Annotated in this window: 21 protein-coding genes; 16 read left to right on the forward strand and 5 right to left on the reverse strand. The window is 32.3% G+C overall.

Annotated elements, in window-relative coordinates; all coding sequences use genetic code 11:
• Positions 1–3 precede the first annotated feature (3 nt).
• Both T410_RS13225 and T410_RS13230 read left to right on the forward strand, forming a co-directional pair.
• A complete protein-coding gene (locus T410_RS13225) occupies positions 4–741 on the forward strand; it encodes an NUDIX domain-containing protein (protein ID WP_051929424.1) in 738 nt (245 codons plus the stop codon).
• Positions 742–855: 114 nt separating this feature from the next.
• Positions 856–2100, forward strand: coding sequence for a multidrug effflux MFS transporter (locus tag T410_RS13230; RefSeq protein ID WP_369793030.1), 1245 nt, complete (start codon positions 856–858; stop codon positions 2098–2100).
• Positions 2101–2118: 18 nt separating this feature from the next.
• Here T410_RS13230 and T410_RS13235 read toward each other — a convergent pair whose 3' ends face one another.
• The 4 genes from T410_RS13235 to T410_RS13250 form a co-directional block, all read right to left on the reverse strand.
• Complete coding sequence (locus tag T410_RS13235; protein WP_035672553.1) at positions 2119–3393, reverse strand: NAD(P)/FAD-dependent oxidoreductase; 1275 nt, start codon at positions 3391–3393, stop codon at positions 2119–2121.
• A gap of 482 nt (positions 3394–3875) precedes the next feature.
• A complete protein-coding gene (locus T410_RS13240) occupies positions 3876–5213 on the reverse strand; it encodes a DEAD/DEAH box helicase (RefSeq protein ID WP_035672556.1) in 1338 nt (445 codons plus the stop codon).
• Positions 5214–5354: 141 nt separating this feature from the next.
• The gene (locus T410_RS13245) at positions 5355–6899 is read right to left on the reverse strand and encodes a DEAD/DEAH box helicase (protein ID WP_035672559.1); all 1545 of its coding nucleotides are present in this window, start codon (positions 6897–6899) and stop codon (positions 5355–5357) included.
• Positions 6900–7005: 106 nt separating this feature from the next.
• Complete coding sequence (locus T410_RS13250; protein ID WP_035672561.1) at positions 7006–7533, reverse strand: DUF6155 family protein; 528 nt, start codon at positions 7531–7533, stop codon at positions 7006–7008.
• Between the two features lie 148 nt (positions 7534–7681).
• On the opposite strand from T410_RS13250, the gene T410_RS13255 reads away from it, so the two are divergent.
• From T410_RS13255 to T410_RS13265, 3 genes are read left to right on the forward strand one after another with little or no spacing between them, the layout of a single operon-like run.
• Complete coding sequence (locus T410_RS13255) at positions 7682–7966, forward strand: DUF3817 domain-containing protein (RefSeq protein ID WP_035672564.1); 285 nt, start codon at positions 7682–7684, stop codon at positions 7964–7966.
• Complete coding sequence (locus T410_RS13260; RefSeq protein ID WP_035672566.1) at positions 7959–9212, forward strand: mechanosensitive ion channel family protein; 1254 nt, start codon at positions 7959–7961, stop codon at positions 9210–9212. Before T410_RS13255 ends, T410_RS13260 begins: the two co-directional genes overlap by 8 nt.
• Positions 9213–9229: 17 nt before the next feature.
• Complete coding sequence (locus tag T410_RS13265; protein ID WP_035672569.1) at positions 9230–9622, forward strand: ACT domain-containing protein; 393 nt, start codon at positions 9230–9232, stop codon at positions 9620–9622.
• Positions 9623–9643: 21 nt separating this feature from the next.
• Here the strand turns inward: T410_RS13265 and T410_RS13270 are convergent, their stop codons facing one another.
• Complete coding sequence (locus tag T410_RS13270; protein ID WP_035672571.1) at positions 9644–10027, reverse strand: acyl-CoA thioesterase; 384 nt, start codon at positions 10025–10027, stop codon at positions 9644–9646.
• Between the two features lie 70 nt (positions 10028–10097).
• On the opposite strand from T410_RS13270, the gene T410_RS13275 reads away from it, so the two are divergent.
• The 11 genes from T410_RS13275 to T410_RS13325 all read left to right on the forward strand — a co-directional run bounded on the left by T410_RS13275 (position 10098) and on the right by T410_RS13325 (position 22509).
• On the forward strand, positions 10098–10502 hold the full coding sequence (locus T410_RS13275) for a hypothetical protein (protein ID WP_035672573.1): 405 nt from the start codon (positions 10098–10100) through the stop codon (positions 10500–10502).
• Positions 10503–10732: 230 nt separating this feature from the next.
• Positions 10733–11446, forward strand: a complete 714-nt coding sequence (locus T410_RS13280) for an esterase family protein (RefSeq protein WP_035672575.1) — start codon at positions 10733–10735, stop codon at positions 11444–11446.
• A 50-nt stretch (positions 11447–11496) separates the two neighbouring features.
• Positions 11497–12444, forward strand: coding sequence for a RimK family alpha-L-glutamate ligase (locus tag T410_RS13285; RefSeq protein WP_035672578.1), 948 nt, complete (start codon positions 11497–11499; stop codon positions 12442–12444).
• A gap of 187 nt (positions 12445–12631) precedes the next feature.
• Positions 12632–13738, forward strand: a complete 1107-nt coding sequence (locus tag T410_RS13290) for a carboxylate-amine ligase (protein ID WP_035672581.1) — start codon at positions 12632–12634, stop codon at positions 13736–13738.
• Between the two features lie 41 nt (positions 13739–13779).
• A complete protein-coding gene (locus T410_RS13295; RefSeq protein ID WP_035672583.1) occupies positions 13780–14610 on the forward strand; it encodes a type 1 glutamine amidotransferase in 831 nt (276 codons plus the stop codon).
• A 15-nt stretch (positions 14611–14625) separates the two neighbouring features.
• Positions 14626–15816, forward strand: coding sequence for a hypothetical protein (locus tag T410_RS13300; protein WP_035672586.1), 1191 nt, complete (start codon positions 14626–14628; stop codon positions 15814–15816).
• A gap of 514 nt (positions 15817–16330) precedes the next feature.
• Positions 16331–16891, forward strand: coding sequence for a gluconate 2-dehydrogenase subunit 3 family protein (locus tag T410_RS13305; RefSeq protein ID WP_035672588.1), 561 nt, complete (start codon positions 16331–16333; stop codon positions 16889–16891).
• A 101-nt stretch (positions 16892–16992) separates the two neighbouring features.
• On the forward strand, positions 16993–18696 hold the full coding sequence (locus tag T410_RS13310; RefSeq protein WP_035672590.1) for a GMC oxidoreductase: 1704 nt from the start codon (positions 16993–16995) through the stop codon (positions 18694–18696).
• Between the two features lie 10 nt (positions 18697–18706).
• Positions 18707–19870 carry a Gfo/Idh/MocA family protein gene (locus tag T410_RS13315; protein WP_035672593.1) on the forward strand — a complete coding sequence of 388 codons (1164 nt, stop codon included), beginning with the start codon at positions 18707–18709 and terminating at the stop codon, positions 19868–19870.
• Between the two features lie 32 nt (positions 19871–19902).
• Positions 19903–20955: a sugar phosphate isomerase/epimerase gene (locus T410_RS13320; protein ID WP_035672595.1), complete on the forward strand. Its 1053-nt coding sequence runs from the start codon at positions 19903–19905 to the stop codon at positions 20953–20955.
• 87 nt (positions 20956–21042) lie between these two features.
• Positions 21043–22509, forward strand: coding sequence for a Gfo/Idh/MocA family protein (locus T410_RS13325; RefSeq protein ID WP_035672597.1), 1467 nt, complete (start codon positions 21043–21045; stop codon positions 22507–22509).
• The last annotated feature ends 58 nt before the right edge of the window (positions 22510–22567 follow it).

Raw genomic sequence — 22567 nt, forward strand, 5'->3', positions numbered from 1 at the left:
ATTATGATGCATCAAATAATTCCAAATATATCTGTAGACTGCGTCGTTTTTGGTTTTGACGTCAATACAAAATCACTTAACGTATTATTGATAAAACGTTATTTAGAATCTAAAGAAAATCAAGAACCTCTGGTTGACGATTTTGTTCTTACAGGATATCATACCTTTGAAAATGAAACTATAGACGAAACTGCAAGCAGAGTTTTAAAGGAGTTAACCGGACTTGATAATGTCTATAAAAAACAATTTAAAGTTTTTGGGGATCCAAATCGATTAATGAATGAAAAGGATGTGATTTGGGCACAAAATGAAAATTTTAATAAACGGACTATAACTATAGCTTATTATTTTTTACTAAAAACACAGGAGGTTCATTTAGAGAATAACAAGCATAACCCAAAATGGTTTTCTGTAAATGATTTACCAGAATTAGGATTTGACCATAAAAAAATCATTAATGAAGCTTATGCAGATTTAAAAGAAAAAGCATTATACAAACCTATCATTTTTGAACTTTTACCTGACAAATTTACCTTCAAAGAATTACAAGATACCTATGAATCTATACTAGGAAACGGAATCGACAATCGGAATTTTAGGAGAAAACTGCTAACAAAGAAATACATTATTGAGCTGGATGAAAAACAAGTAGGAGTTTCAAAAAGACCTTCTCAACTTTTTATGTTTAGTAAAGATATTTATCAAAAAACATATAAAGAAACGTACTTGATTACTATTTAGTTTGCTGTTTTTAATAAATGATAAATTGGTTTTAATTCATAATATTACCTAAGAAAGTGGTTCGATTGGCATCTTAAATATTTACATTTGCAAAAAATTAAAAAAAGCAATTTGATGACCGATAAATCCATCTCAAAAACAAAATATATAAAATTAATTCTAATTTTAGGTTCTTTAACAGCTCTTGGCCCATTTTCAATAGACATGTATTTACCAGGTTTTGCTGGAATTGCAAAAGATTTAAATACTACTGTCGCTAATGTTTCCATGACGCTGTCCAGTTATTTTATTGGAATTTCTGCCGGCCAATTACTTTATGGTCCGTTATTAGACCGTTTTGGCAGAAAAAAGCCTTTATTTATTGGCTTGTTGGTTTACATTTTGGCATCATTAGGTTGTGTTTTTGTTACAGACATTGATACTTTTATTGGTTTGCGTTTTATTCAAGCTATAGGCAGTTGTGCTGCAGCTGTAGCTTCGGTTTCTATGGTTAGAGATTTATTTCCTTTGAAAGACATTCCTAAAGTATTCTCGTTATTGATGTTAGTTGTTGGGCTTTCGCCAATGTTAGCGCCTACAATTGGAGGTTACATAACAGCTGATTATGGTTGGCATACTGTCTTTTTTATATTAATGTGTATGGGTTTTTTAATTCTTTTGGCTGCTCAAATTGGCTTACCAAACACTTTCAAACCAGACACTTCAATTTCATTAAAACCAAAACCTATTATTACAAACTTTATCAGTATTGTAAAAGAGCCTCAGTTTTATACCTATGCTTTTACAGGAGCTATCGCTTTCTCAGGGTTGTTTACTTATGTAGCAGCTTCTCCAATTTTATTCATGGATATTTTTAAAGTAGACGCTAAAACCTACGGATGGATCTTTGCGTTTATGTCGTTAAGTTTTATAGGTGCCAGCCAGCTTAATTCATTATTGTTAAGAAAATTTACAAGTGAAAAAATGATTTATGGTTCATTAATAGCGCAATCAATTGTTAGTATTCTGTTCCTTATTTTAGCAATAAATGGTCTTTTAGGTTTATATGAAACCATAACCATACTATTCTTATTCTTAGGTTGTTTAGGAATATCAAATCCTAATACAGCAGGACTTACTCTTGCTCCTTTCTCAAGAAATGCGGGAAGTGCTTCGGCTTTAATGGGCGCTATTCAGTTAGGATTAGGAGCTTTGGCCTCTTTTGCAGTGGGTATTTTTGTAAAAGATTCTATTTTACCTATGGTTGTGATTATGGCCGTTACAACAATTTTGGCATTAATCATTTTAATTTTCGGAAAACGAACCATAAAAAAAACTATTGCAACTTCTCATGATGAGGGAATTGCAATAGTTCATTAATTTTTGATTTAAATATTCTTATTTTACTTCAGCTTTTACCTTTTTATCAGGTCTGATAATCATACGCAAAGACTGATCTTTTGCAAAGTAAGCAATCATCCAATTGAAAAATGTTTTCACTCTGTTGCGATACGTTATTAATGAAATGAGGTGAATAAACAACCATATAATCCATGCAAAAAATCCTTTAAAATGCATTTTAGGTTTCGGCAAATCAACTACAGCCTTATTTTTCCCAATGATAGCCATAGATCCTTTATCATTGTATTTAAAGGGTTTTAATGGCTTATTTTGATTCATTAATTTAAAGTTATTTGCCAAATTGATTCCTTGCTGAATGGCAACTTGTGCTACTTGTGGATGTCCATTTGGAAAATCGGTATCTGTATGCTGAATACAAGTATCGCCGATTGCATAGATATTTTCAGTACCATTAACTTTATTAAATGCGTCAGTAGTCATTCTTTTTCCGCGACCATAACTTTCAGTTGGAATTCCTTCGAAAACTTTTGCTGAAACTCCTGCAGCCCAAATTAAATTTTTGGTTTGAATGGTTTCTCCATTAGCAAAATAAACGGTGTCATCAATATAATCAGTAACTGTGTTATTTAATTTTACTACAACACCTAATTTTGTTAGCGCTTCCAGTGTATCTTCTTGTGACGCTTTACTCATTGGAGACAATACGGCATTGGCTCCGTCAACGAGATAAATATTACTTGCTGTTGTACTTAATTCAGGATATTCTTTTAACAAAATATTTTTTCTCATCTCAGCAAACATTCCCGAAACTTCAACACCTGTAGGACCTCCTCCAGCCACTACAATAGTTAACAATTTTCTACGCTCACGAATATCTTTGCAAATGGCAGCTTTCTCAAGATTTTTTAATAATGTATTGCGCATTACAATGGCATCATTCAGTGTTTTCATTGGAATGGCATTTTTCTTAACGTTTTCCATTCCAAAATAACTGGTTTCAGCACCTGTTGCAAAGACAAGGTAATCATATTTTAATTCTCCATTATTGAGAACTATTTTTTTCTCAGCAGGAATTACTTTAAGTAAGTTTCCAAGACGAAACTTTAGATTTTTTTTTCCTGCAAAAAATTTTCTAAAAGGATAACTGATACTTGTAGGCTCTAAAAAAGCCGTGGCAACCTGATAGATAAGTGGCGGAAAAAAATTATAATTGTTTTTATCTACTAATGTGACATTAATATCTTTTTGATTCAATAAGTCTTTCGCAACATTTAATCCTGCAAAACCTCCTCCGATAATAACAATTTCCATATAATAATTTTAATATAGTTTTATAAAAAATAATTGTTACAAAATTACATAAATTATAAAGGAGACTCGAATAATTAATATTAAAATAGGGTTAAAAAACAACTGTTTCATTAGTATTTTTGGGACTTTTCCACTTTATTCTCAACGAAAACGATAGCGTTAGAAAGTTTCAAAGTTTCTATTTTTTTTAAGCAGAAGTATCTTTTTTATTTAAATACATTTTTTTTTAATCTGCGATAAAATGGAATGGCGTATAATAACCCAATATCTCAAATCAATTTTTATTAGTTATTCTTTTTTAAATTGTGTCGATAAATACAGTTCTAAAAGGCTTTTCGAGAATTGACTTAGATGTTTTACTTATAAGAAAATCATTGTGTTTTTTATCCAATTTTGAATATAGGATTTTTACAAAAAAACCATTGCATTACTTTTTAAAGTAATTGCAATGGTTTTGCAAATTGTATGTAGAAAAGAATTTTTTACTTCTTTTTTAGTTTTTTAACGGGCTTTTCTAAAGGCTCATTTTTGTTTTGAAGGATATAATTAGCCAATAATTTTTCAATTAATTCATCTTTAGTCAAATGATGAAAAACTGTTTTTATTTTTTCTTTTAATTCTGCTGCAACATCATGATTTGGCTTGGTTTTGAAAATTTGTTTGGCCCACAATAAGGTATTGTTTTCTTCGATGCTGGCAACGGTTGGTTTTTTGAATTGAGTAAATTTTATTCCCAACTCTTTTTTAAAATCAGCAATTTCAATTACTTCTTCTGGTTGTAAAACCGTTAAAGAAAGTCCCTTTGCTCCCGCTCTTGCTGTTCTTCCACTACGATGAACATATGCTTCGTAAACGTCCGGTAAATGATAATTAACTACATAAGAGATTTCCTTTACGTCAATTCCTCTTGCTGCTAAATCAGTCGCGACTAATATATTGATATGTCCTTCACGGAATTGCTCCATGATTCTGTCTCTAATTCCTTGTGATAAACTACCGTGCAATGCGCCTGATGAAAATCTATTAATTGCCAGATTTTTAGCCAATTTATTGACTGCTGCTTTCGTTTTACAAAAAATAATTCCGCGTTCCCCTTCTTTAGTATTTAAGAAATGCATTAAAACATCTAGTTTTTCAATTGGATCCACCACAATATATTCGTGATCGATTCCTTGATTTCCTATTGTTTCCATATTAGCACTAACTTGAACTACGTTTTTGTTTAAGTAGTTTTGAATCAGTTGTTTTATGGTTCCTGGCATTGTTGCCGAGAATAAAAAGGTATTGTGATTTGTAGGTAATTCGGCGATGATTTCGTCTAAACCTTCTTTTAATATGGTAACCATTTCATCAGCTTCATCAAGTACGAGGAATCTGGTTTCTTTTAAGTTTATCGCTTTGCGCTGAATCAAATCAATTAAACGTCCAGGTGTTGCTACTACAATATGTGTAGGTAACGAAAGTCTTTCTATTTGTGGTTTGATTGGAATCCCTCCGCAAGTTGCCGCAATAGAAACTTCAGGCAGGAATTTAGCAAATGATTCTAAATTCTTAAATATTTGTTGTCCCAGTTCTCTTGTTGGCACAAGAATTACTGCTTGAATAACAGATATATTAGTATCTATTAATTGTAATATGGGTAGTCCAAATGCCGCTGTTTTTCCTGTACCTGTTTTAGCAAGTCCAACCAGATCCGTTGTATTTGATAAAAGCAACGGAATTGTTTTTTGTTGAATTTCTGTTGGTACAGTAAATTTCAATTCATTTATTGCTTTTAATATGGGTGTTGAAATTCCTAAATCAGAGAATTGCTTTGGCATTTTTTTGAATTTTATAATTTTATAAAAAAGTTGTTTTGTAAACGGTAATTTTTAGCCCCGATGGAAACGACATCCTGTTGTGGCGGGGTTCGCCACAACAGATATAGTGTACAGCGGGATTAGCTCCTTGAAAAGAAAATATTAATCTTCGTCAGGTTCGTTCATGATTTTCTCACGATATTTTTTCCCCGTTAACAATACCAGTTTTAATTTGTAATCATCAACAAGCCATTCGCGGTAATTTTTGCTGCATTGGCTCAAACATTTAGAATAGCGTTTGATACGGCAATCTATATCGTCTTCCAGCAATTTCCCTAAAGCCTTAGCTTCTTGTAAAGTCTCTGAATTATCAACACACATGGCAGCGTGCTGTTCTAAGGATTTTTCTAACACTTCTTTTGAACGTAAATTTTGTTTAATGATGAGTTTATGTTCTTCATCAACATCAAAAGTTACGACTTCAGTTTTACTGAATTTTGCGCGTACATCAGGTGGCATATTGTATTTGAAATACAACTCAATTTCCGTATCGTCACGTAAATTTTCCAAGTAAAACTCTGGTGATTTAAAGATATGTTGCCAGTTTACCGGCTCACTCCATAGTCCAAATCGTGCTGCATTATTTCCTAAATCGATAACGTTAAAAGTATCTTTATTAGGTAGTTTTCTAGAACCACGACCAATCATTTGATAATATAATGTCAACGATTTTGTCGCTCTATTTAAAATTATGGTTTCAACTGTAGGCTCATCAAAACCAGTGGTAAGAATTCCAACAGATGTTAAAATAGCATCCGGTGTATGCTTAAACCAATGCAAAATGTCTTTCCTTTCCTCGTTATTACTGGTGTTATCTAGGTGGCGAATCGCATAACCGGCTTCTCTAAAAGTTTCATATACATATAAAGAAGTATTGATACCATTATTGAAAATTAAGGTTTTCTTGCCTAGAGATTTCTCGGTATACGCATGCAATAATTTTTCCTGCATGGCCATATTTGTGTATAAATCATCCGATGATTTTACGGTGTAATCGCCATTGATTCCTACTTTTAATGAGGTCAAACCTACATCATAGCTATAGGTTACTGCTTTGGCCAAAAAACCATTTGCAATCAAAGAACTAATAGTGTCTCCTACGATTAATTCATCGTAGCTTTCATGCATTGGTAATTTAATATTCGAACTTAAAGGCGTTGCGGTAACTCCTAATATAAAGGCATTTTTGAATGAACTTAATAATTTTCTGAAGGAGTTGTAATGCGCCTCATCGATGATTACCAATCCTACATTATCTAAATGTAATTTTTCGTCATTGATTCGGTTTTTCAACGTTTCTACCATAGCAACAAAACAAGAATAATCGTTTTGATCCGGAAGTTCTTTTACTTTGCTATTGATGATTTTGTTTTTTACATCAAAACCTTTCAACATTTTTGAAGTTTGTTTACACAACTCAATTCGGTGTGTTAAAACAACTACTTTTTTATCATGTTGTGATAAATAACGGCGTACGATTTCTGAAAACACTACTGTTTTCCCACCACCCGTAGGCAATTGGTATAACAAATGGTGTTGTGGCGGTGCATTATCTATGCGTTCAAAAATGGCGTCAATATCGCCTTTTTGATATGCATAAAGTTCTTTTTTGTCTTCGATTTCTATTTCTAAAGTGTTTTGGGACATTGCTTATTGTTGGATTTTTGCAAAAATACACCTAAAAAACAGTTTAATTGTCAATTTTAATTAAAAAAAAAACGATTGATTAAATAAAATTGAATTATGTAGGAACTTAATATTCAAATCGCTCTATAATAGCATTAAATTCAGGTTCGTTATACCATTTTTGTTTAACGGTTTCATCATGAATCGCTATTATTCTTGTTTTAAAGTCATTCAGAATTCCGTTTGCAATCAAGAAAATTACCGCTTGTTCAAAAGAATTGAACATACTTTTGAAAAATAAATCTTGTTTTATAAGATGCTCTGAGGAGAATGTTTGTGCAATTTCAACATTATAAAGCATGACATCAGCAATTACAAAGGGATCTACTCCCAAAAGGAGGAAATGCTTGATATATTTTTGAGCAACAGAGCGACGCATTTTAGGTTTGCTAGGTCTTCCCGCCTTTTTGAACGGATAATATTCATTTGAAATTTTGAGTTTGCATTCTTGCAAAAGTGTTTCTTCCTTTGGGTTGAAAACAAAATTATAATAGACTTTTACGGGACTAAATTTCTCGTACAATTCGATAATCTGCTCTTCGAGTTGTTCTTTACTAAGTTCCGACAAGTATTTTTTTAAATCGCGCTTGCTCATTATCAAAGTTTAAGAATACAAAAGTAAATTACTTTAGGAATGAATACATCCAAAATCAATGATAATACTTAATTTTACCATAAATAAAGCATTAAGAACGTTTCTTTGGCGCTTTATTTTTTACTTTTATACCTAAAATTTAATTTTTATGCTCAAATTTTTTAAGATTGTTGCCATTCTCGAAGGGATTTCCTATTTGGTTTTATTTTCAAATATGCTTGTTGTAAAACCTACGAATTTAGTTCTTTATAAAACACTTTTATTCCCAATAGGAATGGCTCATGGTGCGTTGTTTATTACCTATATTATAGTAGCAGTACTATTGAAATTTAAGGAAAATTGGGACTTTAAAAAATTTGGGATTATCGGCCTTGCATCAATAATTCCTTTTGGTACTTTTTACGTGGAAAAGAAATACTTGAAAAATGTATAAATTCATAGAAAAAATATTCACTTTCCTATATCCTATATTACGGAAAATAGGATTTGGGAGTAGTTTTTCGAGCTATTTAAGTTTGATCATAAATATTGCCTTGTTATGTGCAATAGCATATGGTATTTATATACTTTTCAGACTTATTTTAGTGACCTTAATGATCGTTGTTGCCAAGAAAACAAAAACTAAGTTTGATGATTTATTGGTAACCAACAAAACAGCAAAATATATTGCTCATTTAATTCCGCTACTGTTTATTTATAAATCGGTTCCTATAATTTTAGATCGTTTTGAATACTGGGAAGGTATTTTTGGTAAACTGGTAGGAATCTATATTGTAATTTTAGTTTTATGGATTATCCGAACTATTTTCAATGCTTTACGAGACTATTTAAAGTTAAAACCAAGATACAGCGACAAACCTATTGATAGTTTCATTCAGGTTATTATGATCGTTCTTTGGATGGTTGGAATTACAGTTATAATTTCGAAACTATTTGATATTGATCAAAAAGAACTCCTGACTATTTTAGGAGCTGTTTCTGCAGTAATTATTTTGATTTTCAGAGATACAATTTTGGGATTCGTATCTAGTGTTCAGGTCTCTATAAACGATATGGTACGCATCGGAGACTGGATTACAATGGATAAATTTGGAGCAGATGGAGATGTCATTGAGATTAATCTGGCTACTGTAAAAGTTCGGAATTTCGATAATACAACAACCACTATTCCTACTTACAGTTTAAGTTCTGATTCATTTCAAAACTGGCGCGGAATGCTAAATTCAGATGGGAGACGCATAAAAAGACACATCCTTATTAAAACGAGCAGTATTCGCTTTTTAGAAGAAGAAGAATTAAATGAATTTAAAAAAATTGAATTGATTTCCGATTATATTGACACAAGAAAATTAGAAATTGATGATTTCAATTCGAGTCATAAAATCGATAAATCAATAGCTGTTAATGGTAGAAACCTTACTAATCTAGGTTTGTTTAGAAAATACATTACCCAATATCTTCATCATTATCCGGGATTGAATAAAGATATGTTAATGCTATGCCGTCAATTGCAATCTACTTCGCATGGTGTTCCTCTTGAAGTGTATGCTTTTTCACATGACAAACGATTTGAAAATTATGAATACATCATGTCAGACATATTTGATCATATAATTGCTTCAGTAAAATATTTTAATTTGGAAATTTTCGAAGGAATTAATGAAAGTACAACAAATTAAAAATATAAGGAATATAAATGAGCGGAGAAAAAGATTTAGGTACGTTGCTTAAAACAATGAAACCAGAACATATTACAGGAGAATATGTTTTTTGTGTAGTTTGTGATTTGATAAATCTAAATCTTAACGATATCTTTATGACATTCAAAGAGCAGGAAGGAACTACACTAGTAATCAAGAAGGAATTTGCCGATAGTCTAAAATTAGAATATTCTTTTATTGCTTCTTGGATTACTTTAACGGTTCATTCTTCACTGGAAGCTGTGGGATTAACCGCAGCTTTTTCTAATGCTCTTTCGCAGGAAGGAATAAGTTGTAATGTGGTAGCCGCTTTTTATCACGACCATATTTTTGTAAATAAAAAAGACACTGATAAAGCAATGGAAATCCTTAATCGATTTTCAAAGTAAAAGCAAAAATATCAACTCTAATTACAAACGATCCTTTACAAATTCAATTTCTGTTTTTCCGTGTGCTTTTGGTTTTCCATCAGCGCCTAAACTTACCATTGTAGTATGATCAATTGTGATAATTGTTTCTCTTGTCATCATGTTTCTGGCCTCACATTTTAGCGTAAGCGAAGAATTTCCAAATTTTACAACATCAATACCAATTTCTATAATATCGCCTTGTTTTGCTGAACTTCTAAAATTGATTTCAGACATATGTTTAGTGACAATTCTTGTGTTTTCTAATTGGATGATGGTGTACAAAGCCAATTCTTCATCAATCCAAGCTAATAATTTACCTCCAAATAAGGTTCCGTTTGGGTTTAAATCTTCTGGTTTTACCCATTTTCTAGTATGAAATCTCATATTTTTTTTTAATAAATGCAAAATTAAACTATTCTTATGGCTATTTTTCTTTATTTTTAAAGAAAAAACAATGAGCGAACGCGATACTTTCTTAAAAGAATTCAGAGGACAAACGATAGGTTCTGTAACTACTCAATCATCATCGGAAGAATCATTTCAAAATGAAGTACTTAGACCAATTTTGAAATTACAAAATGATTTATTCATAGCTTCATTTATTAATTATACAGCAAAAAATAAAGCTGATTTTTATAGTTACACTACCGAAAAAAAATTATCAGTTATAGAAAATGCTATTCAAAAAGATATCAAGTTTAGAAATGCGTTAAAAGGAATGATAATCGCATTATTTACAGCCGATGAATATGGTGAGTATATAAAAAATTCCTCCAATATTAACAAAAGGATGATGAGTATGCTTATAGAACGATTAAAAAGCCAGGTTCAATTGTTTGATATCAATCAAAAAATATAATCCAATTTGTTTTTTTTAAAGTTTATTACGAGGTATTCTTTAGAAATAGCAAGCTGTTAAATTACGTAATTTGTTATGCATAATTTAATAAATCGCTACTTATTGATGTAAATATTGTCATTTAATTATGATTTGATAAATGCATTGTTTTTTATAATAAATATCCGTTAAGTAATATAATTTATGCCAATCGCTCGAATATTTTCATTATAATTGTTAAAAATAAAGTTATGAAGGAAGAATATTTTAAATGGCATTCACCTAATCTTAATAGAGAAATTGAAATGCTAGTTTTTGGACATGCAGGATATCCTATAATCTTATTTCCTACCTCTATGGGTAGTTTCCATGAAAATAAAGATATGGGGTTAATTGAATCTGCAAAATGGTATATTGAACAAGGTTTAATCCAAATATTTTGTCCAGACAGCATTGATAAAGACAGTTTTTACAATAAGCAAATTCATCCAGTACATCGAATAGAAAATCACGTTAGATATGACAAAATGATTTGTCATGAAATCGTTGAAAAAGTAAAAAACAATACTTCTTCGGGTAAAGTTGTTGTTGCGGGTTGCAGTTTTGGCGGGTATCATGCCGCTAATTTCGCTTTTCGACATCCGGGTTATGTGAGTCATATGTTTTCTATGAGTGGTGCGTTTAACATCAAGAGTTTTCTGGATGGTTTTCATAATGATGATGTGTTTTATAACAGTCCTGAGGATTATTTATACGGACTCGATGATCATGAATTGTGGAATATGGATATTGTTCTTGGAACTTCAAATTGGGATATTTGTTTTGATGCAAATCTAAAATTAAGCAAAGTTCTAAGTGACCGAAACATACATCACTGGCTTGATATTCGTCAGGAGCGAAAACACGATTGGCCGGTTTGGCAAGAAATGTTTCCACATTATTTATCAAGAATTAAATTTTTCTAATTCTAAAAAGGGAAACAAAATGAAATTAAGTAATTTTTAAACGTATTAAGATGAAAAAAATAGGAATTTTATTTGGAATGGAAGACACCTTTCCGCAAGCATTTATAGACCGAGTAAATTCAAAAAACGAAAAAGGAATCCTAGCCGAAGCTGTAGCAATTGATAAAGTAGTTCAAAATCAAGATGGAGAATATGCTGTAATTATTGACCGAATTTCACAAGATGTTCCTTTTTATCGTGCTTATTTGAAAAATGCGGCCTTAACAGGAACTAACGTTATTAACAATCCTTTTTGGTGGAGCGCTGACGATAAGTTTTTTAATAATGCATTGGCAGATACACTAGGAGTTCCATTACCAAATACAGTGATTCTTCCTTCTGCGGAACACCCAACTGATACCACCGGAAAATCGTTTAGAAATTTAAAATACCCAATGGACTGGGAAGGAATCTTTGAATATATTGGATTTCCTGCCTATATGAAACCGTATGCCGGTGGAGGTTGGAAAAACGTATACCGATTGGAAAATAAAGAAGAGTTTTGGGAAAAGCATCAGGAAACGGGACAATTAGTTATGATGTTGCAAGAAGAAATTGTCTTTACGGAATATTTCAGAGTGTATTGTTTGGGCTGTAAAGCAGTCAGAATTATGCAATATGAACCTCGAAATCCGCATCATTTGCGATATGTGATTGATGGGCCACCGGTTGACAAAAAATTATTAGCGACTATAAAAGATTATACTTTACGCCTTTGTAAAGGATTGGGATATGATTTTAATACAGTTGAGTTTGCTGTTCGTGATGGGATTCCTTATGCGATAGATTTTGGAAATCCTGCTCCTGACGCTGAATTGACTTCGGTAGGCGCTGAAAATTTTGAATGGGTGGTTGAAGAAGCTGCAAAAATGGCTATTGCTGCCGCAAAAAAACAAAAATCAGGAAAAATCAATCTTACTTGGGGAACTTTTATTAAAGATGCCGTAGCTGTAAAATAAAAATTATAGATAAACGGAATTCCTAGCCACGATTACTTCAATTAATTTCCATCGGAGTTCAGTGAACTTAATTTGCATTAGAAATCCTTGTATTCTTGATTTTTTTTCAGGAATAAAAAGATTAAAACGAAAAGCGGGACACGAGCGAAGCGAACAGACGAAGTAAATAGCTCCTAAAAAAAAAATAATGAAAAAATTACCAGTTTTCACACTTGGTGTGGAAGAAGAATATCAAATTATTGATCCTGTAACAAGAGATTTACGTTCGCATTTATCTAAAATTGTAGATGGTGCCAAAATAATTTTAAATGAACAGGTAAAGGCTGAAATGCACCAATCAGTGGTGGAAGTAGGGACTAATATTTGTAATAGTGTTAATGATGCCAAAAACGAAATAAAATTTTTGCGTTCTAAAATTGTTGAATTAGCCGATAAACAGGATTTGATTGTGGGTGGTGCGGGAACGCATCCTTTTTCGAAATGGCAGGACCAGCCTATTACCGATGATCCTCGTTATCATGATATTGTAAATGAATTGCAAGATGCGGCTCGTTCCAATTTAATTTTTGGAATGCATTGTCATGTTGGTATTGAAAACCGTGAAATTGGATTGCAACTGATGAATCAGGCGACTTATTTCTTGCCTCATATTTTTGCGCTTTCTACAAATTCCCCTTTTTGGGAGGGGAGACAAACGGGCTATAAATCCTTTAGAACTAAAGTTTTTGATAAATTTCCAAGAACTGGATTACCGGAATATTTTGATTCAGTAGGTTCCTATGAGAATTATTTGGAGACATTAGTAAAGACCAATTGTATTGATAATCCTAAGAAAATTTGGTGGGATTTACGTTTACATCCGTTTTATAATACGATCGAATTCAGGATTTGTGACATGTGTTTAACCGTTGATGAAACAATTTGTATTGTTGCAATTATTCAGGCAATTGTAGCAAAACTCTACAAACTCAACATGAATAATACTAGTTTCAATATTTATCGATTAGCATTAATAAAAGAAAATAAATTTCGTGCAGCCCGCTATGGAATTGATAATAATATGATTGATTTTGGATTGCAGAAAGAAGTGGAAACTAAAATGCTTATTCTTGAATTGCTTGATTTTATTGATGATGTAGTTGATGAATTAGGAAGTCGTGAGGACATTAATTATGTGCATAAAATTTTGAAAAACGGAACTGGAGCAGATAAACAATTAGCTGTTTTTGAAGAAACGGGAGATCTTTGCAGAGTCGTAGACTTTATAACTGGTGAATTTACCAAGGGATTATAAAATATAAATTACTTTTGTAAATTCTTTTTTAAAAATAGTTTATGTCCAATAAAATTATAAAAATTGCGCTTTTAGATATGTACAATGGAGAACCTAACCAAGGTATGCGTTGCATTATCGATGTGGTAAATAGGTTTAGTCCTGTTGTCAGTTTTGAAATATTTGATGTTAGGGTAAAATGTGAATTACCGGATATTAATTCCTTTGATATTTATATTTCAACTGGAGGGCCCGGAAATCCATTAATAGGTGATGGAAATTGGGATGTAAAATATTATGAATTCATTGATTCATTGAACAAATGGAACAATGAAAATATAATTAAAAAACATGTACTATTTATTTGTCACTCTTTTCAAATGGCATGCTTGCATTTTGGATTAGCAACGGTTACAAAAAGAAACGATACTTCTTTTGGTGTAATGACTATTCATAAAACGAAAGAAGGACTTGTTGATCCTCTTTTTGAAGGATTAGCAGATCCTTTTTATGCGATTGATTCCAGAGATTACCAAGTTGTACAGCCTAAACTAAGTATTTTTGCAAAAAAAGGGGCTAAAATTATTTCTTTAGAGAAAATTAGGGATCATGTACAATACGAACGTGCAATTATGGCAGTTCGTTTTACTGACTATTTTGTAGGTACTCAGTTTCACCCAGAAGCTGATCCTATTAGCTTTGTCTCACATTTGAGAAACAAAGAATCTAAAGAGAAAATAAGAGCTATGAAAGGGAAAAGAAAGTTTAGGAATATGCTGGAAGATTTGTTGGACGATGATAAAATATACAGAACCAATGAAACTTTGATTCCAAATTTCCTTCGAATGGCAATTAATGACTTGATGAAAACAAAAAAAATGCTTTCTAATTAATACAATACTTTTCAGATGATTTCAAAATATCGGGAGTTATTTAATGCTCAATTTACAGAAAAAAAATATCAAGAATTTAAAGATGATATTGCTTCCGATTTTAATTATATGCCAACTTTCCGATTGGGTGAAACGCCTTTTTTTATTTCAAATGAATTAAAGTCACAATTGATTGAAGGCAGTAATCAAGTTATAGCTTTAATTCAAGATAAATCGTTTAAATTACTTACAGATAAATCATTAGAACTTAATCATAAAGTTCCAAATGAAGATGAACACACTACTTTTTTAGCAATTGATTTTGGAATTTGCGAAGAAGATGGAGTGATTATTCCTAAACTGATTGAAGTGCAAGGATTTCCTTCTTTGTATAATTATCAAATTAATTTATATGAAAAATTTAAGAATCAGTATCCTTTTCTCAGCGAATTAACGCCATTTATCAATAACATTGAATCAAAAGAATATCTCAATATTCTTGAAGAAGCGATTTGTAATAATCATCCCAAAGAGAATGTTATTCTTCTTGAAATAGAACCAGAAAAACAAAACACAAAAATCGATTTTTATTATTGCCAAAGAGATATTGGCATACCTATAGTTTGTGTTACTGAACTTATAAAAAAAGAAAAACAACTATTCTACAAAAACGAAAAAGGCGACGAAATTCTTGTGAAAAGAATCTATAATCGGGTTATTTTTGATGAATTGGATTTACGCACTGATTTAAAATTGAATTTTCATTTCTCAGATGAGCTTGATGTAGAATGGGCTGGTCATCCCAACTGGTTTTTTAGAATCAGTAAATTTATTCTACCTTTCTTGAAAGGAAAATATTTCATAGAAACTACATTATTAAGTGAACTCAAAGAAATTCCCGAGGATTTAGAAAATTATGTTTTAAAACCTTTATTTTCTTTTTCAGGGACAGGTGTTATTTTTCATGTAAAAAAAGAAGACATTGAAGCGGTAGCTGAAAAAGAACTTTACATTCTCCAAAAAAAGGTCAATTACATTCCAATTGTTCAATCTCCTGATGGCAAAGTAAAAGCTGAAGTTCGTATGCTTTGTATTTGGAAAAAAGATGCTACTGCTCCTACTCTACTTTGTAACTTAGTACGTTTGAGTCGCGGTGAAATGATAGGTGTGAAATTTAATAAAGATAAGGATTGGGTTGGTGGTACGCTAGGATTATTTGAAAGATAAAAACAATTTCTTTCTGATTGCATCTCAGGACATGCTTTTTAGTTTGCATCTTTAAAATAGTTATTTTTTTTAGTTAGTTATCCTACTACTATAGCAACTTTGTTTTTAACAATAAATCAGCTTTATATTTCTTCTTATATATAAATCCTTTTTAAGATTATTTTTTTTGATATAAATGTCATTTTAACACAATGACATTTATTTAAATGGTAATTTAATTTAATTTTGTAATACAAAACTTACTAAATAACACTTCAAATATTTTTTTTGATGATTTTTACTTCGCCAGGTAATTTCAAATTTTGTTTTTTTTCTTATTTTAATTGATTAGGGTTACTCTTTAATGAATTTTTCAATGTTATTCCCTTAATAATTTGCAAATTATTGAATTCTATCAATAATTTAACACTAAAAAAATGAATATAACTTATTTTTATTTATTATTGTATAGTTATAATAAATGCATAATATTCAGTAATCAGTAATACTTTTAACAGTTTTAATAATTTAGTAAATGGATAGACGTAGAGCAATCAAAAACTTAGCATTGGTGCTGGGAGGTGTTATTTCAGCAACAACAGTTGGAATTTTAATTAAAGATTATGTAATTCCTGACAACGAAAATAGTAAAGTATCATTTTCTCCTACAGATGAAGCTCTATTAGCTGAATTTGCAGATATAATAATTCCTACTACAAAAGCAGCACCCGGAGCTAAGGCAGCCGGTTTAGGATCTTTTATCCCTATGATGGTCAATGAATGCTATCCATCTGATTTGCAACAAATTTTTTCAACTGGAATGAAAGAGATGGAAGAAAAATGTCAAAAAGAATATAGCAAAAACTTTATCTCACTTTCTGCTGAAGAGCGAGTTAAAATAATGGAGCATTTAAGAACTGAATCACTTGTAGATACTAAAAAACCTTCATTTTTCATTATTGCTAGAGACTTAACAATTTTAGGTTATTTTTCATCAGAAATTGGTTGTACACAAGCACGTGAATATATAGCAGTTCCTGGTAGATATGATGGAAGTGCCGATTATAAACCTGGACAAAAAGCTTGGGCTACATAGAAATTAATAAATAAAATCCTTATTAATAATCATTTAAGATTTTAAAATATTATTTTTTTAGAAATATCATCTTCAAATTAACCTAATAGAACTCCTCTAGAATGAATATAAATTCAAATTTAAAAGAAGAAAATACTTATGACGCAATTGTTGTAGGTTCAGGAATAAGTGGTGGTTGGGCCGCAAAAGAACTAACTGAAAAAGGATTAAGAGTCTTGATGTTAGAACGCGGAATGAACATCGAACACATAAAAGATTACGATTCGGCCATGAAAAATCCATGGGAATTTAAGCATGCCGGAAAAATGACCGAAGAGCAAAAAAGAACGCATCCTGTTCAAACAAGAGATTACCCATATAGCGAAGCAAATGAAAAATGGTGGGTAAATGATTTAGAATGCCCATATACAGAAGATAAACGTTTTGACTGGTACAGAGGTTTTCATGTAGGAGGAAAATCCTTAATGTGGGGACGTCAAAGTTACCGTTTAAGTGATCATAATTTTGAAGATAATGCCAAAGATGGTCATGGTAATGACTGGCCTATTCGTTATAAAGATATTTCCCCTTGGTATGATTATGCAGAAAAATTTGCAGGAATAAGTGGACAAGCAGAAAATTGGCCTCTTTTACCTGACGGTATATTTTTACCACCAATGGATTTGAACTGTGTTGAGAAATCCGTTAAGGAAAGAATGGAAAAGCATTATAAAGGAACACGTATTCTTACGATTGGGCGTACAGCAAATTTGACTGTTCCTCATAATGGTCGTGGAAATTGTCAATATAGAAATTTATGCAGCCGTGGTTGTCCGTTTGGCGCTTATTTCAGTACACAATCTGCTACCCTCCCTGCTGCTATGGCCACAAAAAGATTAACAGTAAGACCGTACTCTATAGTAAATCATATCATTTATGATAAAGATACTAAGAAAGCAAAAGGAGTTATGGTAATTGATGCTGAAACCAATGAAACAATGGAGTTTTATGCTAAAATTGTTTTTGTAAATGGTTCAACTTTAGGCTCAACATTTATTTTATTAAATTCAACTTCCGAAGCACATCCGGAAGGATTAGGTAATGCCAGTGGTCAATTAGGGCATAACTTGATGGACCACCATTTCCGTTGTGGCGCTTCAGGAAAAGCAGAAGGTTTTGAAGACAAATATACTTATGGCCGAAGAGCAAACGGTATTTATGTACCTAGATATCAAAATATAGGTAATGACAAAAGAGATTATTTACGAGGTTTTGGTTATCAAGGTGGTGCCAGTAGAAATCCTTGGCACGAAGAAGTTGCAGAATTAGCTTTTGGTGGGGATTTTAAAGACAAAATGAGTCTCCCTGCTGATACATGGAATATGGGATTAGGTGGTTTTGGTGAAATGTTACCTTATTATGAAAATAAAGTGTATATCAATCATGATAAAAAAGACAAATGGGGTCAACCAGTTTTAGCTATTGATTGTGAATACAAAGAAAATGAGAAAAAAATGCGTATTGACATGATGAATGATGCTGCAGAAATGCTTGAAGCATCAGGAATTAAAAATGTAGAAACCTATGATAATGAATGTTATCCAGGAATGGCTATCCATGAAATGGGAACTGCCAGAATGGGTAACGACCCTAAAACTTCTGTTTTAAACAAATGGAATCAAATGCACGAAGTAAATAATGTATTTGTAACAGATGGTTCTTGTATGCCATCAATTGCTTGCCAAAATCCATCATTGACCTTTATGGCATTAACGGCTAGAGCTTGTGATTATGCAGTAAAAGAATTAAAAAAAGGGAATATTTAGTATACAAAAGATGAATAGAAAATTAAAAATGGGTATGGTCGGTGGTGGCCAAGATGCTTTTATAGGTGCCATTCACCGCTTAGCCGCCAATATGGATGGACTTATAGAATTAAGTTGTGGTGCATTGAGTATAAAACCAGAAACCGCAATTGCATCAGGAAAAGCCTTGTTTCTTCCAGAATCAAGAACATACCTTACTTATGAAGAAATGTTTAAAGCTGAAGCAGCATTGCCAGTTAATGAGAGAATGGATTTTGTGACTATTGTTACTCCTAATTTTGCGCATTTTGCACCCGCGATGATGGCTTTAGATTATGGTTTTAATGTCGTAATCGAAAAACCAATCACTTTTTCATTAGAAGAAGCCAAACTTTTAGAACAAAAAATAAAAGAAACAGGATTAATTCTTTGCTTGACACATACCTATTCTGGTTACCCAATGGTAAAACAGGCAAAAGCTATGGTAAGAGAAGGCAAACTAGGAAAGATAAGAAAAGTTTGGGTAGAATACCCTCAAGGATGGTTGAGTAAATTATCTGAAAGAGAAGGAAATGCACAAGCTGCTTGGAGAACGGATCCAACAAAAGCAGGGAAAAGTTCTGTAATGGGAGACATTGGTACTCATGCAGCTCATTTAGCAGAATATATTACCGGATCTAAGATTACAGATGTATGTGCTGAATTGAATACATTAGTCGAAGGACGTGTAATGGATGATGACGGAGCCGTAATGTTAAAATTTGATAATGGTGCTAAAGGTGTTTTAATGGCGTCTCAAGTTGCTGCAGGAGAAGAAAATGCTTTAAAAATAAGAGTTTATGGTGAAAAAGGCGGAATCGAATGGATGCAACATGATCCTAATACTTTAATCGTAAGATGGTTAGATGAACCTGCGCAAATTTTAAGGGCAGGATCTAATTATGCACATTTATCTTCATTTGCTACTCATAATTGCCGTACTCCAGGTGGACATCCGGAAGGTTATTTAGAGGCTTTTGCTAATATTTATCGCAATTTTGCATTAACTCTTGGTTGTAAACTAGATGGCACCGAGCCTAGCCCAGAAATGTTAGACTTTCCCTCTGTTGAAGATGGATTAAGAGGTATGGCATTTATAGATAACGTAGTAGTTTCAGCACATTCAGATAAAAAATGGACTCCTTACGTTTTATAGTAAAAGGATATTCATAAAATTAAAATAAATAAATGACAACAATACAAGGCCCTGCGGTATTTTTAGCCCAGTTTATCGGTGATGCAGCTCCATTTAATTCCTTAGACGGAATTTGTAAATGGGCGGTTGATTTAGGTTTTAAAGGCATACAAATGCCAACATTAGATACTCGTTTCATCGATTTGCAAAAAGCAGCTGAAAGTAAAACCTATGCTGACGAATTAAAAGGCACCATTGCTTCCTATGGATTAGAAATCACTGAATTATCGACGCATTTACAAGGCCAATTAGTAGCGGTTCATCCTGCCTACGATGACTTTTTTGACGCTTTTGCGCCTAAAAATGTACATGGAAATTCAAAAGCAAGACAAGAATGGGCAGTACAACAGTTGAAATATGCCGCAAAAGCATCTCATAATTTAGGCTTAAATGCACATGCCACTTTTAGCGGTTCACTACTTTGGCAGTATTTTCATCCTTGGCCACAACGACCACCAGGTTTAGTGGAAGATGGATTTGCTGAATTGGCAAAACGCTGGTTGCCTATCTTAAATGAATTTGATCAAAACGGTGTTGATCTCTGTTATGAAATTCACCCAGGAGAAGATTTATTTGACGGTGAAACGTATGAAATGTTCTTAAAGGCTGTAAATAATCACTCCAGAGCTTGTATTTTATACGATCCCTCTCATTTTGTTTTACAACAATTAGATTACATTCAATATATTGATTTTTATCATGAACGGATAAAAGCATTTCATGTTAAGGATGCCGAATTTAACCCAACGGGGAAACAAGGTACTTTTGGAGGCTACCAGAGTTGGGCAAATCGTGCAGGACGCTATCGTTCACCTGGAGATGGACAAATTGATTTTAAAACCATTTTTAGCAAACTAGCACAATACGATTATAAAGGTTGGGCAGTTATGGAATGGGAATGTTGCATTAAAAATCAAGAAGATGGAGCTCGTGAAGGTGCTGAATTTATTAAAAAGCATATTATTAAAGTTACAGACAAAGCATTTGATGATTTTGCTGCAGTAGAAACAAATAAAGCATTTAATATGAAAAATTTAGGATTGTAAAATCAATCCAAAAAATAGTCAACTTATACAATATTTCGAGCACCAATAGATTTTCTGTATTTCATAATAAATAACAAACATCTTATAATGGATATTAAAAAAGAAAACGATAAAGAAAATAAAATCATAACTAACCGACGTGATTTTATAAAAACTAGTGCTATAGCGGCAGCGGCATTTATGATTGTTCCCAGACATGTTTTGGGAAGAGGATATGTAGCTCCAAGCGATCGTTTATTAATTGCCAGTATAGGTGTGGGTGGAAAAGGACAATCTGATATTGCTATGTTTGATAAAAGTGGAAAAGCAAATATTTCTTTTCTGTGTGATGTTGATGATAGAAGAGCTGCTAAGAGTGTTACGGCATTTCCAAAAGCCAAATACTATAAAGATTGGCGTGAAATGTTTGATAAAGAACATAAAAATTTTGATGCTGTTTCAGTAGCAACACCAGATCATAATCATGCAATACAAACACTTGCAGCAATGCAATTAGGTAAGCATGTTTATGTTCAAAAACCCTTAACACATGATATTTATGAAGCTCGAATTTTAACTCAAGCTGCCAAAAAATACAATGTGGTGACACAAATGGGAAATCAGGGTGCATCAAACGATGGAACCCGAATAATGAAGGAATGGTATGACGCCGATTTAATTGGAGATGTTCATACCGTATATGCTTGGACTGATCGTCCAGTTTGGCCACAAGGTATCCCTTGGCCTACTACAAAAGCAGAAATTCCAAAAGAATTAGATTGGGATTTATGGCTAGGAACTGCTCCTCAAAGAGATTATGTAGATAAATTAGTTCCTTTCAACTGGCGTGGATGGTGGGATTACGGTACTGGCGCATTAGGAGATATGGGTTGTCACTTGATTGAAGCCCCTTTTAGCGTATTAAACTTAAAATATGCTAAAGATGTGCAATGTAGTGTTGGATCTGTCTACGTTGATGAATTTAAAAGAGGTTACTTTCCACAAAGTTGTCCGCCATCTAGCCATGTGACGCTAACCTTTCCTAAAACCAATAAAACGAATGGCGATGTAACTTTACATTGGATGGATGGAGGTATTCAACCTGAAAGACCTTTGGAATTAGAACCAAATGAAATTTTTGGAGATGGTGGAAACGGTACTTTATTTGTTGGTACAAAAGGAAAAATGATGTGTGACACTTATGGAATGAACCCTCGTTTGCTTCCTTTGACAAAAAATCAAAATATAAATGTTGCCCAAAAATACAATCGAGTTATTGATGGATCTAATGGTCATTATAAACAATGGGTAGAAGCTGCAATTGCAGGTCATGGTAAACAAGAATTAAGCTCTCCTTTTGAAATTGCCGGTCCTTTAACTGAGGCGTTATTAATGGCTAATTTGGCTATTAGAGGGTATGATATTCAAAAAGAAACAATTGGTAAAACGAAATATCCAGGTCGATCAGTAAAATTACTTTGGGATAATGATGCAATGAAAATTACAAATTTTGATGATGTTAATCAATTTGTAAAACGGGAATATCGTCAGGGTTGGAATAATTTAACTTTATAAAAGTACTTAAAGCATTCATAATGATAAAAAAAATCCTGAGCATATTAACATTAATAAT

This window comes from Flavobacterium sp. 83, from assembly GCF_000744835.1.
Lineage (GTDB): Bacteria > Bacteroidota > Bacteroidia > Flavobacteriales > Flavobacteriaceae > Flavobacterium.

Excerpts from the sequence above, each read along its gene's own strand:
- T410_RS13225 (WP_051929424.1), top strand. The coding sequence starts at position 4 with ATGATGCATCAAATAATTCCAAATATATCTGTAGACTGCGTCGTTTTT.
- T410_RS13230 (WP_369793030.1), top strand. The coding sequence starts at position 856 with ATGACCGATAAATCCATCTCAAAAACAAAATATATAAAATTAATTCTA.
- T410_RS13235 (WP_035672553.1), bottom strand. The coding sequence starts at position 3,393 with ATGGAAATTGTTATTATCGGAGGAGGTTTTGCAGGATTAAATGTTGCG.
- T410_RS13240 (WP_035672556.1), bottom strand. The coding sequence starts at position 5,213 with ATGCCAAAGCAATTCTCTGATTTAGGAATTTCAACACCCATATTAAAA.
- T410_RS13245 (WP_035672559.1), bottom strand. The coding sequence starts at position 6,899 with ATGTCCCAAAACACTTTAGAAATAGAAATCGAAGACAAAAAAGAACTT.
- T410_RS13250 (WP_035672561.1), bottom strand. The coding sequence starts at position 7,533 with ATGAGCAAGCGCGATTTAAAAAAATACTTGTCGGAACTTAGTAAAGAA.
- T410_RS13255 (WP_035672564.1), top strand. The coding sequence starts at position 7,682 with ATGCTCAAATTTTTTAAGATTGTTGCCATTCTCGAAGGGATTTCCTAT.
- T410_RS13260 (WP_035672566.1), top strand. The coding sequence starts at position 7,959 with ATGTATAAATTCATAGAAAAAATATTCACTTTCCTATATCCTATATTA.
- T410_RS13265 (WP_035672569.1), top strand. The coding sequence starts at position 9,230 with ATGAGCGGAGAAAAAGATTTAGGTACGTTGCTTAAAACAATGAAACCA.
- T410_RS13270 (WP_035672571.1), bottom strand. The coding sequence starts at position 10,027 with ATGAGATTTCATACTAGAAAATGGGTAAAACCAGAAGATTTAAACCCA.
- T410_RS13275 (WP_035672573.1), top strand. The coding sequence starts at position 10,098 with ATGAGCGAACGCGATACTTTCTTAAAAGAATTCAGAGGACAAACGATA.
- T410_RS13280 (WP_035672575.1), top strand. The coding sequence starts at position 10,733 with ATGAAGGAAGAATATTTTAAATGGCATTCACCTAATCTTAATAGAGAA.
- T410_RS13285 (WP_035672578.1), top strand. The coding sequence starts at position 11,497 with ATGAAAAAAATAGGAATTTTATTTGGAATGGAAGACACCTTTCCGCAA.
- T410_RS13290 (WP_035672581.1), top strand. The coding sequence starts at position 12,632 with ATGAAAAAATTACCAGTTTTCACACTTGGTGTGGAAGAAGAATATCAA.
- T410_RS13295 (WP_035672583.1), top strand. The coding sequence starts at position 13,780 with ATGTCCAATAAAATTATAAAAATTGCGCTTTTAGATATGTACAATGGA.
- T410_RS13300 (WP_035672586.1), top strand. The coding sequence starts at position 14,626 with ATGATTTCAAAATATCGGGAGTTATTTAATGCTCAATTTACAGAAAAA.
- T410_RS13305 (WP_035672588.1), top strand. The coding sequence starts at position 16,331 with ATGGATAGACGTAGAGCAATCAAAAACTTAGCATTGGTGCTGGGAGGT.
- T410_RS13310 (WP_035672590.1), top strand. The coding sequence starts at position 16,993 with ATGAATATAAATTCAAATTTAAAAGAAGAAAATACTTATGACGCAATT.
- T410_RS13315 (WP_035672593.1), top strand. The coding sequence starts at position 18,707 with ATGAATAGAAAATTAAAAATGGGTATGGTCGGTGGTGGCCAAGATGCT.
- T410_RS13320 (WP_035672595.1), top strand. The coding sequence starts at position 19,903 with ATGACAACAATACAAGGCCCTGCGGTATTTTTAGCCCAGTTTATCGGT.
- T410_RS13325 (WP_035672597.1), top strand. The coding sequence starts at position 21,043 with ATGGATATTAAAAAAGAAAACGATAAAGAAAATAAAATCATAACTAAC.